11 protein-coding genes are annotated in these 15,453 nt (G+C 50.0%); 5 read left to right on the top strand and 6 right to left on the bottom strand.

Going from position 1 to position 15,453, the window contains the following annotated elements:
- Positions 1–85: 85 nt before the first annotated feature.
- Positions 86–601 (bottom strand): 3-hydroxyacyl-[acyl-carrier-protein] dehydratase FabA, encoded by a 516-nt coding sequence (fabA, locus tag PsWM33_RS13170; RefSeq protein ID WP_057463202.1) that lies wholly within the window; start codon positions 599–601, stop codon positions 86–88.
- A gap of 373 nt (positions 602–974) precedes the next feature.
- On the opposite strand from fabA, the gene irrA reads away from it, so the two are divergent.
- Complete coding sequence (gene irrA, locus PsWM33_RS13165; RefSeq protein WP_057463201.1) at positions 975–1,406, top strand: iron response transcriptional regulator IrrA; 432 nt, start codon at positions 975–977, stop codon at positions 1,404–1,406.
- A 16-nt stretch (positions 1,407–1,422) separates the two neighbouring features.
- Here irrA and nth read toward each other — a convergent pair whose 3' ends face one another.
- Positions 1,423–2,142 carry an endonuclease III gene (gene nth / locus PsWM33_RS13160; protein WP_063300548.1) on the bottom strand — a complete coding sequence of 240 codons (720 nt, stop codon included), beginning with the start codon at positions 2,140–2,142 and terminating at the stop codon, positions 1,423–1,425.
- Between the two features lie 100 nt (positions 2,143–2,242).
- Between nth and PsWM33_RS13155 the strand changes: the two genes are divergently transcribed.
- A complete protein-coding gene (locus PsWM33_RS13155) occupies positions 2,243–2,752 on the top strand; it encodes a DUF2244 domain-containing protein (RefSeq protein ID WP_208980764.1) in 510 nt (169 codons plus the stop codon).
- Positions 2,753–2,859: 107 nt separating this feature from the next.
- Entirely contained in the window at positions 2,860–3,771 is a 912-nt protein-coding gene (locus PsWM33_RS13150; protein WP_063300547.1) for a methylated-DNA--[protein]-cysteine S-methyltransferase, read from the top strand.
- An 80-nt stretch (positions 3,772–3,851) separates the two neighbouring features.
- Here PsWM33_RS13150 and trpB read toward each other — a convergent pair whose 3' ends face one another.
- Both trpB and PsWM33_RS13140 read right to left on the bottom strand, forming a co-directional pair.
- Entirely contained in the window at positions 3,852–5,066 is a 1,215-nt protein-coding gene (gene trpB / locus PsWM33_RS13145; protein ID WP_057463198.1) for a tryptophan synthase subunit beta, read from the bottom strand.
- A gap of 15 nt (positions 5,067–5,081) precedes the next feature.
- On the bottom strand, positions 5,082–5,798 hold the full coding sequence (locus PsWM33_RS13140) for a phosphoribosylanthranilate isomerase (protein ID WP_063300546.1): 717 nt from the start codon (positions 5,796–5,798) through the stop codon (positions 5,082–5,084).
- Positions 5,799–5,839: 41 nt separating this feature from the next.
- Between PsWM33_RS13140 and PsWM33_RS13135 the strand changes: the two genes are divergently transcribed.
- The gene (locus tag PsWM33_RS13135) at positions 5,840–6,187 is read left to right on the top strand and encodes an SH3 domain-containing protein (RefSeq protein ID WP_208994551.1); all 348 of its coding nucleotides are present in this window, start codon (positions 5,840–5,842) and stop codon (positions 6,185–6,187) included.
- A 60-nt stretch (positions 6,188–6,247) separates the two neighbouring features.
- Here PsWM33_RS13135 and PsWM33_RS13130 read toward each other — a convergent pair whose 3' ends face one another.
- Positions 6,248–9,802, bottom strand: coding sequence for a hypothetical protein (locus tag PsWM33_RS13130; protein ID WP_063300545.1), 3,555 nt, complete (start codon positions 9,800–9,802; stop codon positions 6,248–6,250).
- 251 nt (positions 9,803–10,053) lie between these two features.
- A complete protein-coding gene (locus PsWM33_RS13125; protein ID WP_063300544.1) occupies positions 10,054–12,336 on the bottom strand; it encodes an NADP-dependent malic enzyme in 2,283 nt (760 codons plus the stop codon).
- Positions 12,337–12,476: 140 nt separating this feature from the next.
- Between PsWM33_RS13125 and mutS the strand changes: the two genes are divergently transcribed.
- Positions 12,477–15,215 (top strand): DNA mismatch repair protein MutS, encoded by a 2,739-nt coding sequence (gene mutS / locus PsWM33_RS13120; RefSeq protein WP_063300543.1) that lies wholly within the window; start codon positions 12,477–12,479, stop codon positions 15,213–15,215.
- Positions 15,216–15,453 lie beyond the last annotated feature (238 nt).

The raw sequence follows: 15,453 nt of genomic DNA, 5'->3' as shown, positions 1-15,453 counted from the left end.
CCCGTGGGTTAAGCGGTCCAATCGGACCCAATTCCAAAAAAGGGTTCGTCATTCCACATGACAAACCCTCGCATAATTTGATTACTTATTTTGCTTCGTCTTGAAACAGACCAACACGTAGGTCTTTCGCAACAAAAATAGTCTCGCCGTCAGCTTTTACCCAGCCATCAGCAATTGCCAGTTTCAGGCGGGAGCGCATAACGCGCTTCATATCAACACCGAATTCCAGCATTTTTACGTCAGGAGTAACCTGACCTGTGAATTTAACTTCACCGGTAGAAAGTGCACGACCACGACCTGGCTCGCCGAGCCAGCCAAGATAGAAGCCAGTCATCTGCCACAGAGCGTCCAAACCAAGACAGCCAGGCATAACAGGATCGCCCTGGAAGTGACATTCGAAGAACCAGAGATCTGGATTAATGTCGAATTCAGAACGAATTACGCCTTTGCCGTACTCGCCGCCTTCCTCAGAAATTTCGGTGACGCGATCAAACATCAGCATAGGAGGAAGTGGCAGCTGTGCATTGCCTTGGCCAAACAGCTCACCGCGACCACAGGCCAGCAGAGCTTCTTTATCGTAGCTTGAACGCTTCTCGTGCATTCTATTCCCGCATAATTTGTCGTTTGTTTGAGGCCAGAAAAACGTAGGGTTCACCTTACCTAAACGTAACGATGGTTCTAAGTATTAACTGTTCGGGCCTTCCTAGCACACGAGCCCGAATATCGAAAGAGCGATGTATGTGAGTTTGCGTGTGCTCAATGTACGCAGTTGTGTTAAACTTATACTATTCTTATTATTGTTATAAGCAGTCCGATTAATCCTGCTTGGTTTTAGCTTGATGTATCAAGGGTTATGCTCCCTTATATTGAGAGTGCTTGGGTGCAGGTCAATAGGTTGCTTTTAATCTAATGCTGGTAGAATTGGTGCGTAGGTGTTAAAACATCAGCACCCTAAAGAACTAAAGTAGGAAAAAATGAGCTCGCAGATTGCTAACGAACATCAAGATGTAACAGGGATGCTAAGAGACGCAGGTCTGCGCCCTACACGTCAGCGCGTGGCACTGGCTGAGCTTCTTTATTCTCAGGGTAATCGCCACATCTCGGCGGAAGTCCTTCACGAAGAAGCTATCCTAGCGAATGTGCCCGTCTCTCTGGCGACAGTTTACAACACACTTCATCAGTTCACTGAGGTTGGTTTGCTGCGTGAAGTTGCTGTTGAAGGAACAAAGACTTACTTCGACACCAACACTTCTGAGCATCACCATTTCTTCCTGGAAGATGAGAACCGTGTAATCGATATTCCAGACAGTGGCCTGACACTAGACAACTTGCCAGTCCCACCTGAAGGAATGGAAATTTCCCGCGTGGAAGTGGTTGTTCGTCTCCGTAAAAAGCAGATGCATTAAGAGCCTCTGCTTTTACTTAGGCAACTTCCTTCAAGATTTTCTCTTTGCTTTTGCAAAGATCATAGATGATGCAGCGATCGCACGCCGGCTTGCGCGCCTTACAGATGTAACGGCCATGTAGGATCAGCCAGTGGTGTGCGTGCTGCATAAAGTCTTGCGGAATTATCTTTTCCAGTTTCAACTCTACATCCAGCGGTGTTTTGCCGGGGGCAAGCCCTAACCTGTTTGCAATCCTGAAGAGATGCGTGTCTACCGCAATCGTAGGCTGCCCAAAAGCAATATTCAGCACCACATTAGCTGTTTTACGGCCAACACCCGGCAAAGCTTCCAGCTCCTCACGGGTTTGCGGAACCTGCCCACCATGATGCTCAATCAGCATTTGAGAGAGCAAAAACGTGTTCTTTGCTTTGTTTTTATAGAGCCCGATTGTGCGGATCTCTTCACGGATCTTATCTTCTCCAAGAGCAACCATTTTCTCTGGCATATCTGCAATCTGGAAGAGATGTTTTGTCGCTTTGTTCACTCCGGCATCTGTTGCTTGAGCGGAAAGCACAACAGCAACCAGCAGTGTGAACTCGTTGGAATGATTAAGTTCCCCTTCCGGTTCAGGATTGTCTTTTTCAAATGCCGCAAAGATTTCGTAGATCTCGGCTTTAGAATACCTTGATCTGGAAACTGGCTTTTTGCGTGTACTGGAAGAAGATGCAACCTTCTTTGTTTTGGTAGCGTCAACCATAGGACTCTCGAAGGAAATAAGTGACTTTGCGTAGGCTATGAAAGCTCTATACTCTTAAACGATAAAGAGTAGCAATGAAACAGAGTGCGAAATAGCACCAATGCCCCATGATCTTCAAAAGCGGGAGCCTTATCCCCCTTTCTTTCAGGCTGTTCTAACCCCGCACCGCTCACTGTCCCGCCGGGGCGTGAACATCGTTCTTTGGTGCGCTGGCTTGATTGCTGGCTTTTATTCGCTCGTGCTTGTTCTGATGGGATTATGGCCCGCACCGATCCTCCTATCATTACCTGTCCTCTTTCTCTGGCTCGCGTTCAGGCACAACTTTGCGACGGCTGAAACCTATGAGGAAATCAGCGTTTCCCCGCTTGAGGTCAGATTGAAACACGTCACGTACAAAGGCGACGTGCAGGAGTATGTGCTCAATCCGTTTCACATGAAACTCCATATCGAACGGGATGATGATGTTGGAGTTACGCGCATTTTGGTGCGTTCTGATCAACTTTTCCTCATTGTTGGAGCGTTTTTGAACCCGGATGACCGGACAAGCTTCGCCTCTGCGTTTTCTCAGGCAATCCACTCCGCGCGCAATCGTGGGTTTGATCACGCCTGAGCCTGAAATACTCTGTTCCCATGTACTCGCGTTTCGGGTGGCTCTCAGGCTGAGGATCATCTAGATTTCACCTAATGAGAAACGAAATCTAAGAGCCGTGAATCAAGATGTTTAATGCAGCCAATCTCGCAAATGGCACGTTTGTAGAAGACAGTTCTGCTCTTGAGGACTATCGTGTCGTCCAGAAAACCCTTCAAGGCATCTCCGAGAATTGGAGGGAACAACCCTCCCTTGAAGAGCTTGCCTACAGCGTTGGCCTTCAGCCAATTCAGCTTCAACGGGTGTTTTCAAGATGGGCAGGCATTACACCCAAGCAATTCTTGCAAGCCATCACCATCGATCACGCACGCGCTCTTTTACAAGATTCCGCTAGTATTCTGGAAGCCTCGCTCGAAGTTGGCCTCTCAGGCCCTGCCCGTTTGCACGACTTGTTTGTAACCCATGAGGCGATGACGCCCGGCGACTACAAACGGCGTGGTGCAGGCGTAAAAATCAGTTGGGGCTTCCATCCCTGCCCGTTTGGGATCGTCCTGTTGATGGTAACAGAGCGTGGTCTGGCAGGTCTTGCTTTTGCCGATGCCGGCGAAGAGGTAAAAGCACTTACTGACATGAGCGAACGCTGGCCAGCTGCTGAGTTTGAAGAGAACCAGCAACTCACCGCTCCTTACGTCTCCCGCATCTTCGAACCAAATAAATGGAAGGAAGATCAGCCGCTTCGTGTTGTCTTCATTGGTACGGACTTTGAGATCCGCGTTTGGCAAACACTTCTGAAAATTCCTTTAGGCAAGGCTACCACATATTCGGAGATCGCGAATAACCTCGGCAATCCCAAAGCCTCTCGTGCTGTTGGAACAGCCGTTGGAAAGAACCCGCTGTCCTTCGTCGTTCCGTGTCACCGCGTCCTCGGGGCAAAGGGCAATATGTGTGGTTACCATTGGGGCATCACTCGTAAGCGCGCCATTTTGGGCTGGGAAGCTGGCGTTTCCGGCGTTCTGGATGGTATTGCTGCCACGGGCTAATCGTTTCACGTCCGATTCAATCTCAGGCAACAAAAAAGGCGAGCACAAGGCTCGCCTTTTTCATTTGAAAATCAAATGACTTACAGGTCAAATCCAAGGATCTTGCCAACTGTAAAGACGTCCTTGTCACCACGACCACAAAGGTTCATGACGATCACTTTGTCTTTGTCCATCTTAGGCGCCATCTTGATCACCTGAGCAAGCGCATGGCTTGGCTCCAGAGCTGGAATGATACCTTCAACGCGGGTCAGCATCTGGAATGCATCCAGAGCTTCCTCATCGGTCGCAGGCACGTAGTTCACACGGCCTGTATCCTTCAGCCAGGAGTGCTCAGGGCCGATACCAGGATAATCCAGACCTGCTGACACGGAATGTCCTTCAAGGATCTGTCCGTCATCATCCTGCAGCAGATAGGTGCGGTTACCATGCAGTACACCCGGCTTACCTGCGTTCAGCGAGGCACAGTGCTCTTCACCCTGAAGGCCTTTACCACCAGCTTCAACGCCGTAAATCTCAACGGATGGATCATCAAGGAACGGGTGGAATAGACCAATCGCATTAGAGCCACCACCAACTGCAGCAACGAGAGCATCTGGCAATTTGCCTTCTGCTTTCATCAGCTGTTCTTTGGTCTCTTCCCCAATCACAGACTGGAAATCACGAACCATCTCTGGATAAGGATGCGGGCCAGCAGCTGTACCGATCAGGTAATACGTGTCATCCACGTTGGTTACCCAGTCACGCAGCGCTTCATTCATCGCGTCCTTGAGCGTACCAGCACCCGCAGTAACGGGAACAATTTCAGCCCCCAGAAGCTTCATGCGGAACACGTTTGGTTTCTGACGCTCAACGTCAGTTGCACCCATGTAAACAACGCATGGCAAACCAAAGCGCGCACAAACTGTTGCGGTCGCAACACCATGTTGACCAGCACCGGTTTCCGCAATGATACGGGTTTTACCCATACGTTTAGCCAGCAGGATCTGACCAATACAGTTGTTGATCTTGTGGGACCCTGTGTGGTTCAGCTCATCGCGCTTAAAGTAAATCTTCGCGCCGCCCAGCTCTTCTGTCAGGCGTTCAGCGAAATAAAGCGCAGATGGGCGACCAGTATAGTGGGTGTTCAGGTTTTCCAGCTCTGCCGCATATGCTGGGTCAGCCTTTGCGTCACTGTAAGCCTTTTCCAGATCCAGGATCAAAGGCATGAGCGTTTCAGCTACGAAACGACCCCCAAAATCACCAAAGTGGCCGCGATCATCCGGACCGGAACGCAATGTGTTGGCTTGCTGGTTCATTAATTCTTCCCAAATTCACTCGGCAACGCTGCGCGCTTCACGCACAAAAGCCTCAATCAACTCGATGTCTTTAACGCCCTTCTCGCGTTCGACGCCGGATGAAACATCGACATCACTCACTCCGGAGATTGCCAAAGCTTCGCGGACGTTATCAGGGCTTAAGCCGCCAGAAAGCATGATAGGCTTTCCAAGTTCTAGGCCTTGTAGCAGTTTCCAGTCAAAGCTGACACCATTTCCTCCCGGAATGTCGGAATTTTTTGGTGGTTTTGCATCTAGAAGAAATCTGTCTACGTGCGGAATATAGGGCGTAAGTGCCTCCACGTCTTCTGCAGAGGAAATCCCGCAGGCTTTCATCACAGGAACGCCAAAACTCTCACGAATTTCAGAGCAGCGCTCAGGGGTTTCACTCCCGTGCAGCTGCAAAACATCTGGTGAGATGGTGTCGACAATTTCCTTCAGGCCTGCATCATCCATGTTCACAGTAAGTGCAACAATTTGCGTCTTACCGCGCACGTGGTCTGCCAGCTCTTTGGCTTTAGCCATGGAAACATAGCGCGGACTTTTCGGAAAAAAGACAAATCCGATCATATCGACTTGTTCTTTCGTAACCGCGTCCGCAGTTTCCTTCGTAGAGATGCCGCAGATTTTTATCATAGCGGAAGAGACCATATTTGCACCGTGTTCAAGCAATACCAGAATGACCGTTAGACCAAAATTATCGGGGTTTGTCACCCTGTTCTGGTCATTTATGGAACCTGAACTGGACGGGACCAATGAGAAAATCTGGAGTTTATCGCGGTCATCTGATGACCCTTGGTATATGTGGAGCACTCGTTGCTTTTGCAAGCAGCTCCCCAGCACAGACAGTCTACCAGCACCAACCAAAAGTGCCCATCGGGTTTGATCAGGCATGTGCAGGCACTTATGCAGTTAAGCCATTGAAGTCAGGTGTGCTTAACCTTCGTACCGGCCCCGGAACCAATTACAACGTCATTGGCCGCGTCATTCCCAATCAAGCAATCAACATCGCCGACTGCAAAGGCAACTGGCTCGGCATCCGCGACGCCCAAACCTCCGAACAAATCGGCTGGGTCCACAAAGGCTACATGCAACGCGTCTAAGTGATGGAGTGAACCGTAGAATGCAATGCATTGGACTGTTCACTCCTTAAGCTACCAGAATTACAGCGCTACCTGTTTTTCAAAATGAATTACTGGCAAGCGTGTTCTAGAAGACTTGATATGGTTTAGGCAGTACTCAACCGGATCCATCTTCGTTGCTGCGGAGCTGGTGCTATTCACCAAATACCAATCCCCTTCTTCCACTTGACGGAACGCTACATAATGTCCGCCGATATTAATCACGAACCGATCTTCACCTGAGTTGACCACATGGCTAAGCAACTCGCGGGCAATATCCTCTTCCGCAGGTGTCTTCGTGTGCTCAATATAGGTAATTTGCGGATCCGGCAGGCCGAGCTTTTGCTGCTGCGCTTTCAACAACTCAAGCCCCACATCTGCAATGCTGCCTTTGTTGCTGATATCCTGAAGCGGATCAGTCTTGTAAAGTTTCTTATATTCTTCTGTCGCTACCTCACGAGCGAGCTTTTTCGGATTCTTCCTGTGTTCTCTCTGCAAAGTTTTTACGTCACGTTTAAGAACACCTGAAGCGTACCGAATGAACTCTTCATCGGTCTTGCTTTCATACGCTTTCAAATGGTTGACGAGGCTCGCATCCAACAAGTCATTTTTGTCCGTTGCTTGGAACCCGAGGCAGGCATTAATGGCATGCTTCAAACAGAACTGCCCTTCCTGAACCTCGCAGAAGAACTGTGGATCTTCGCCACTCGGTTTCTTACGAGCATCTACATTATTGCGGACGCCCGGTGCACGGTTGGTGTATTTGACCTGAATCTGGCGTTTTTCATCTGCAAGCATTTGCAATTCTGCCTTTGCACGGCCCAGTGTTTTCAGGATCTCGTCAATCTGGCCGGTCTGGCCCATTTGTGCCATTTCTTTCAGCTGCGCAATCGCGAGCCTTACAAAGCTTGCTTGCTCATCGAAGATCTTCAACTTTGCTGGATCTTTCACATACTTGCGCATTGCCGAAAGGTTGGAGACGAACTTCTCTGCGTCTTTCAAAGAAACTGTGGGGGCGGCATCAAGTCGGGCCTGTTTGGCTGCTTCTTGCCCTTGTTTGCGTTTAGCAAGTTCTTCGGCGTTTTGCGCTCTTGCACGATTGAGAATGTTATTTAACTGATCTCGGTGTTCCTCAAGAGACGCCATTACAACTGATAGCCCATCCAACTGATTGGCATTAATGCATCTTTTTGCTTCAGGCATTGCGAGTTCAAACAGAATCTTAATAGTTTGAAACTCAGTCTGCAGAATAGGGTCTGTGATCAGTAGTTCTTGTCGCAAGAAAACACTCTTGCTGGCGTCCAAAGATTTATATTGCTTCAGATAGTCTTCGTGCGATTTGCTAACTTGCATAACCTCAGGAGCACGGGTCTGTTTGTCTGGTTGTGCTCTCTGCTTTGCATAATCCTCAATGTTGGCGATTAAGCTTTCCAGCTCAGATAGCCTGCTTTCAGCGTCCTTGAGACGGTTTTCTTGTATTAAATGTTCTGTTTGGCTACTGAGCTGTTCCCATACCATTTGGTAGGTCAGGAACGTATTTTGAAGAGATTGATCAGGAAGCTGAGGGTTTCCTGCCATGGCCTTGTCGTAACGCCCAACAAGTTTTTGTAGCTGGCTCTGACAAGTGTTTAACGAAGCTTCTAGAACTGGATCAGGTTCTGATTGCCCTCCTTGCTCCTCTTCAGGCTGAGGAGTGGATGAGAGAGCATTTTGAACGCAATCTTCTAAATTTTGGACGACATTCTCAAAATCCTGCAGTCGTGTTTTTGCGTCCGCTGCATTGCCGCTGGCAATTAGTGCATCAATCTGACTCTCAAACTCATCAGAAATAACTTTGAATGTCAGGAATTCATCATGCTGAAACTCCTGCTGAAATTGAGGGTTCTGTGCCGCTGCACTCGCTCGGCGGGCGGCAAGTTGATCCAGCTGCCTCTTGCAATCTGCCAAGGCGGCTCTCTGCTCATCTTCAGTGGATTGCAAAGTTTCAGGCCCTGGTTCAACGATCTTTAGTTCTTCCTGATGATCCGAAGAAACCCCATCTTGGTTTTCAGGTGCTGAATGCGCAGACTCCAGAAATGCAATCATTGAATTGATTGCATCCTCACAAGTAGTGAGTTTGCCCCGTGCCTCCTGTAGTTTTCTATCCGCTACATACTGTAGCCCTTCGGTGATGTAAGCTTGAGCTGCACTGCTGTACTGAGCAAAGCTGTTGGCAAGAGCAACATCTTTAATCTCAGCCCCTGCCTTCAAAATTTCATTGAGGTTTGCTTGAGCCTCATCCAAAGATCTCATGCAGTCAGAAAGAGCTTTATTCAGCACATTTTGAGCTGCATTCTTCGAAGCGGAGTTTGGCCGCGACCGTCTTCCTGTCGGTTGATTAGTTGCTTGTTGTGTTGCAGCTTCCTTTGCGAAGACCACGCAATCTATCAATGCTTCAGTTAAGTTCTTAAGCGTCGCTAAATTGGCTGCAATAGCTTCTTCAGAGGAACGACCATGACCTTCAATGAGATCCTCTGTCTCGGCTAGCAAGCTGATAGCAACTTGATAGTTCTTTTCAAAATCCCGTTTAAGAGCTTTGTCAGGAACTTCATTTGCCTGCTGGTAGTAGGCTTGAATTTCAAAACGTATCGACTTCAGTTGAATGCTAAAGCTTGGATCAGCTGGCACAAACTTGATGTAGCTCTCTGCTTTCTCAACCAGATTACTAAGGACTTTCAATTCTGCCTGACAGGAATGAAGTTCATGTCGTTTAAGCAAGCCCTCAATCTGCTTAATCTGCTCTTTTGCTTGCTTTGAAGAATCCGAGAACGCTTTTTGCTCCTGTGGGGATTTAATGGTTTTGCGCAGCCCCTTGGCTTCCGAAAGACGGGTATTAGCGTCTTTAATAGCCGTTTTAATATTTTCAGTTTCGCGAACAATCTGCTTCTGCATTTCAAGTACTTGCTGGACGCCTTGTAATTGCGCTTCCGCATCAAAAAGCCTCTGATCAGCGCCCGCCGTATCTCCGCTTTTTACTAGGTTGGTGATGTATGTCATTGTTGAAGCTGCTTGCTTGAAGAGTTGATCGAACAAGGTTTTTTGATCTTTTGAAACGAGTATTTTCCGCTCCGCCTTGTATCCTTTCAACTTTGCTGAAAATTCTGTTGCACGTTGTTGCAGAGCTTTAAGTGGATCAACGTGCGGTGCTGTGCTTTCAGCGGTTTGCTTGCCATCGATGCCATTTTTCTGCGGCTCGGAAGCCCGACTCTTCCCTACTAAAATTCCGACACCATCAACGAGTGCTGCGATGTCATCCAGTGTGCTATCCGCATCAAGAAAATCGCCAGTTTGCAATAGATAGTCTGCATTCTTCATGCGGCTTTGAGTTTGCTCGCAAAGACTATCAAACGTTAGCGTCTGAGCATCTGTTTGGAGAGTGGATTTTAGCGCCTTGTAGCTCTTGAGTTTTGCTTTGTATTGGGCAGCACGATTTTTGCAATGAGCTGCAATCGAGGCAGGTGTTGGGTCGCCGTCATATGCATCAAACGGCCATGAGTTTTGCTTATAAACCTTCTGCGCCCATTGGTACTCAGTAACTTCGAGCGTACCCTTAACCATAGATCGACTCCCAACTTTCCCAAGCCCTTAAGGCTATCAATGTCGGGTCCAACAATATCTACAAACACGTACCCAATTCGCATGCATTTAGGTGGCAAGGTGAAGAGAGGTTTGAGGCTATGCTGCTATTTTTGAGAGATCTGTAATTAATATAATTTCTGCCAAATAGAAATGTAGTTCCATCAGACGCTTAGGGAATAAAAAAGCGCCGCAGAAGCGACGCTTTTCTTGGTCTCACAATTCCGTCAGGCCTAGGTGATGTTGTAAGCCGCAATGGCTGCCATATTGAAGATCTCACTATCCTTAGCACCCATCGGTACAATCTGAACCGGCTTGTCCATGCCAACCAGTAGTGGGCCAATAAGCGTTGATCCGCCAAGCTCTTCCAACAATTTTGTCGCGATGGAAGCGGAGTGGAACGCAGGCATAATAAGCACGTTTGCAGGTCCATTCAGACGGCAGAACGGATAAGCCGCCATCTTCTCCATGTTAAGTGCAATATCTGCACCCATCTCACCATCATACTCAAAGTCCACACGGCGACGATCAAGGATCTTGACGGCTTCCTGAAGCCGTTCAGTTCGCTCACCTTTCGGGTGACCAAACGTGGAGTACGCCAGCATAGCAACGCGTGGTTCAGAACCAAGACGGCGGGCAACATGCGCTGCTTCTTCCGCAATATCCGCCAGTTCCTCTGAGGTCGGCATGTCATGAACTGCCGTATCGGCCACAAGAACTGTTTTGCCGGGTGTCACCACAAGCGAAACGCCAATCACACGGTGCCCCGGTTTGGTATCGATGCAGCGGCTGACGGTTTCCAGTGCAACGGAATAGTTTCGTGTTGTTCCCGTTACAACGCCATCAGCATCACCGCGCGCAACCATAATGGACGCCCAGTAGTTACGGTCATTGTTGACGAGACGCTGACAATCACGTTGCAGATAGCCCTTACGTTGCAAGCGAGAGTACAGATATTCCGCGTAATCCGCATTGCGGGTGGATGAACGCGCACTTTCAAGGCGAATGCCCGGGCGGTTTACATCAATACCGGCAGATGTCGCATTGGCGCGGATCTCATCTTCACGGCCAACAAGGATCGCTTCGCCCAATCCTTGCGCAACAAAGGCGGAAGCTGCGCGAATAACCGCTGGCTCTTCCCCTTCCGCAAACACAATGCGCTTCGGGTTTTGACGCACTTTGGAGATGATCCGCTGCAAAGTGCCGGCAATCGGATCACGGCGACCCTGCAGCTGCGCAACATACGCATCCATGTCCACGATTGGGCGACGTGCCACACCGCTGTCCATCGCAGCCTGTGCAACTGCTTGAGGAATACGGGAAATCAGACGAGGATCAAACGGAACCGGAATGATGTATTCGGGACCGAAACGAGGACGGCTGCCACGATAAGCTGCTGCCACTTCATCAGGAACATCTTCACGAGCCAGCTCTGCAAGCGCTCGAGCGCACGCAACTTTCATCTCGTCATTGATGGTTGTTGCATGAACGTCCAGCGCACCGCGGAAGATATACGGGAACCCGAGAACGTTGTTCACCTGGTTTGGGTAATCAGAACGACCTGTTGCAACAATCGCATCCGGACGAACTTCCTTGGCTTCTTCTGGTGTAATCTCAGGATCCGGATTCGCCATCGCAAAGATAATTGGGTCCGGCGCCATGGTCTTCACCATGTCAGGCGTCAAAGCACCCTTCACGGAAACACCAAAGAACACATCAGCACCATCCAGCGCGTCCTCAAGAGTGCGCTTGTCAGTCTTTACAGCATGCGCACTCTTCCACTGGTTCATCCCAGCTTCACGCCCCTGATAAATCACACCTTTTGTATCGCAGAGAAGGACGTTCTCATGCGGAACACCCATCGCTTTAACAAGCTCGATACAAGCAATGCCAGCCGCGCCCGCGCCATTACAAACCACTTTCACATCTTTGATGTCGCGATCTGTCATATGAACCGCGTTGATCAAGCCCGCTGCTGCGATAATAGCTGTACCGTGCTGATCATCATGGAACACCGGAATATCCATGATCTCACGAAGGCGCTGCTCGATGATAAAGCAATCCGGTGCTTTGATATCTTCCAGGTTGATACCGCCGAAAGAAGGGCCGAGGTGCTTTACAGAGTCGATGAACTCCTCAACGTCGGAAGTGTCCACTTCAAGGTCAATGGAATCCACATCAGCAAAGCGCTTGAAGAGAACTGATTTGCCTTCCATCACTGGCTTGGAAGCTAATGCGCCAAGGTTTCCGAGGCCAAGAATTGCAGTACCGTTGGAGATAACCGCAACCATGTTGCCTTTGGTGGTGTAGTCGTAAGCCTTGCTTGCGTCTTCTGCAATTGCTAGCACAGGAACAGCAACGCCAGGAGAATAGGCCAGGCTCAGGTCGCGCTGAGTGGCCATTGGCTTGGTTGGCGAGATTTCAAGCTTGCCCGGTTTGCCTTCGTTATGGAAGGCTAACGCGTCTTGGTCAGTAAAGCTGACCTGCGAGCTTGCTGTTTTATCAGTGGTTGGCATGCGAAAAATTCCTCACCCTCAAGCGCAGTGTTCTTTTCAAATATCACTGGACGACATTATCCCCGTAAAATCTCGTTCTCAAGCTGTGAACTAAACTGACACGGGTGAAACACATAGAACCATTTGCTAGTGTCTGCGCCATGACTACAGCAGATATTGAAAAGCCTTCCCCAGCAAAAGGCCGCGTCACACCCATGATGGCGCAATATATTGAGATTAAGACGGCAAATCCGGACAGTCTCCTGTTCTACCGAATGGGTGATTTCTACGAGCTGTTTTTTGAAGATGCAGAAGTTGCATCCCAATCTCTCGGAATTACGCTCACCAAACGCGGCAAGCATAATGGTGATGATATTCCCATGTGCGGCGTTCCCGTGCATGCAGCTGATGATTATCTGCAAAAACTGATCGGCCTTGGTCATCGTGTTTCCGTCTGTGAGCAGACTGAGAACCCGGCAGAAGCCAAAAAACGTGGCTCCAAATCTGTAGTTCGCCGCAATGTTGTGCGTTTGGTGACACCCGGCACCATCACGGAAGACCGCCTTCTGGATGCCAGACGAAACAACTTCCTTGCCTCGTTAGCGCGGGTCAAAGGCGGAAGTGCGGCTGACGGAAACCTCTACGGCCTCGCCTGGATTGATATGTCCACGGGTATGTTCCGTGTGGCTGAAAGTGATGACGTGCGCCTTGCTGCTGATTTGGCGCGCATTGATCCATCAGAACTGGTGCTTGCTGACGCACTTCTTCAGGAAACCGAATTGCGAGCGACAGTCGAAGGACTTGGCGCTGCCCTTTCTCCTGTACCCCGCACGTTCTTTGATGGCGCAAATGCTCAGGATCGTCTATCCACCTACTTCTCCGTGGGCACACTGGACGGTTTCGCCAACTACACCCGTGCTGAGTTGATCGCAGCCAGCGGCATTCTGGCCTACATCGACAAAACCCAGCTCGGCGAGCGCCCTCCTCTGGATCCGCCGGTTAAAGAAGCCGCTGCTGGCCAACTGCTGATTGATCCGGCAACCCGCGCCAACCTTGAGCTGACCCGAACCCTTTCCGGCGAGCGTCGTGGCAGCCTGCTGTCTGCCATCGATAAAACCGTGACCGGAGCTGGTTCTCGTCTGCTTGCTAGTCGTCTTTCAGGCCCCCTTACGGATCCGGAACAAATCCGCCATCGTCAGGATACCATTGCATTCTTTGCGTCCGACACCATGCAACGCGAGGATATTCGCTCGCTGCTGAAGTCCGCGCCGGATATGTCTCGTGCACTGTCGCGTCTTGCTGTGGATCGCGGCGGTCCGCGTGACTTGCAGTCCATCGCGTCTGCAATGAAGTCTGCGCGAGAAATCGCAGGTCTGCTGGCCTCTGGCGGTGCCTTCCCTCAGGAAGTTGGCTTTGCCGTTCAAAAGCTGGAACAAGCACCGCATGCGCTGGGTGAAAAGCTTAGCGTCGCAATTGCGGAAGAGCCGCCGCTTCTCAAGCGAGACGGTGGTTTCATTGCGCATAACTATCATCCAGACCTTGATGAGCTCAAAGCTCTTCGTGACCAAAGCCGAAAAGTCATCGCACAGATGCAGGCGGATCTGGCTGAAGAGCTTGGCATTCGCTCACTGAAGATCAAGCACAACAATGTGCTTGGCTGGTTCATGGAAGCGCCGACCGCGCAGTGTGATCCGATGAAGGATGATCCTGCCCGCTTTATCCATCGTCAGTCCATGGCTGGCGCCATGCGCTTCACGACCACTGAACTAGCTGATCTGGAAAGCAAAATCGCAAGTGCAGGTGAACGTGCCCTTGCGATTGAGCTGGAAATTTTCAGCGAGCTGACCAAAGCTGTTGTTGAAGCCGGTGGCCAGATCAAAGCAGCAGCTGAAGCTCTCGCAATTTTGGATGTTTCAACCTCTCTCGCGGTTTTGGCGGAAGCGGAAAACTACATCCGTCCAATCGTTGATGGTTCGCTCGCCTTCACAATTGAAGGTGGCCGTCACCCGGTGGTGGAGCAAGCTCTTCGCAAATCTGGCGAACCATTTGTGGCAAACAACGCCAACCTCGGCCCGCAGGAAAGCTATGAAAACGGCCAGATCTGGCTGATCACTGGTCCTAACATGGCCGGTAAATCAACCTTCCTGCGCCAAAATGCATTGATCGCTGTGCTCGCTCAAATGGGTAGTTTCGTTCCTGCAACGACTGCCCACATTGGCATCGTGGATCGCTTGTTCTCCCGTGTTGGTGCGGCTGATGACCTCGCCAGAGGCCGTTCAACCTTCATGGTTGAGATGGTGGAAACGGCTGCTATTCTCAATCAGGCAACGGCCCGCTCTCTGGTTATTCTTGATGAAATCGGACGCGGAACGGCGACTTTTGACGGTCTTTCCATCGCATGGGCTGCCATTGAGCATCTGCACGAAACCAACCGCTCTCGCTCGCTGTTTGCGACGCATTACCATGAAATCACAGCACTTTCGCAGCGCTTGGAGCGTCTCAACAACGCGACTGTGCGTGTGAAAGAGTGGAAAGGCGATGTTGTATTCCTTCACGAAATCGTCGAAGGCGCTGCTGATCGTTCCTATGGTATTCAGGTTGCAAAACTTGCTGGTCTGCCGAAGACTGTTGTCAGCCGCGCGCAAAAGATCCTGACTCAGCTGGAAGAGCAAGACACCAAAAAGCCTACTGAGACGCTTTTGGATGATCTGCCGCTCTTTGCATCCTTCTCGCAACCACTGGAAACCATTCCGGAGCCGGAAGAGCAAGAGGAAGTCTTTGTTTCCAATGAGCTTGTTGAACTTCTGGAGACCTTTGATCCTGATGATATGACACCTCGTCAGGCTCAGGAAGCGCTCTATGCTCTCAAGCAAAAGCACAAAGAGCTCAGCTCAAACTGAGTTGAGTACTGAAAGCGCAAACAGTTTTAACACCGCTGGAGATTTCCGGCGGTGTTTTCATGTGAAACCCGATATTCGGGATGAGCAAGGCGGCAGGCAATACCTGCGCTATTTATTAGTAATGTTTCTTCGGCATCAGCTACACGCCTTGCCCAGGCTTTCTTTTAATGAACAACGTCGCCTCTTTTGCCTATAAGGCACGATAGCCGGTTTCCCGGAAAGAAAGTGGCTTATCCAG

Source organism: Pseudovibrio sp. WM33 (assembly GCF_001623165.1).
Taxonomy (GTDB): Bacteria; Pseudomonadota; Alphaproteobacteria; order Rhizobiales; family Stappiaceae; genus Pseudovibrio.
This window is presented reverse-complemented; position numbering and strand designations above follow the sequence as displayed.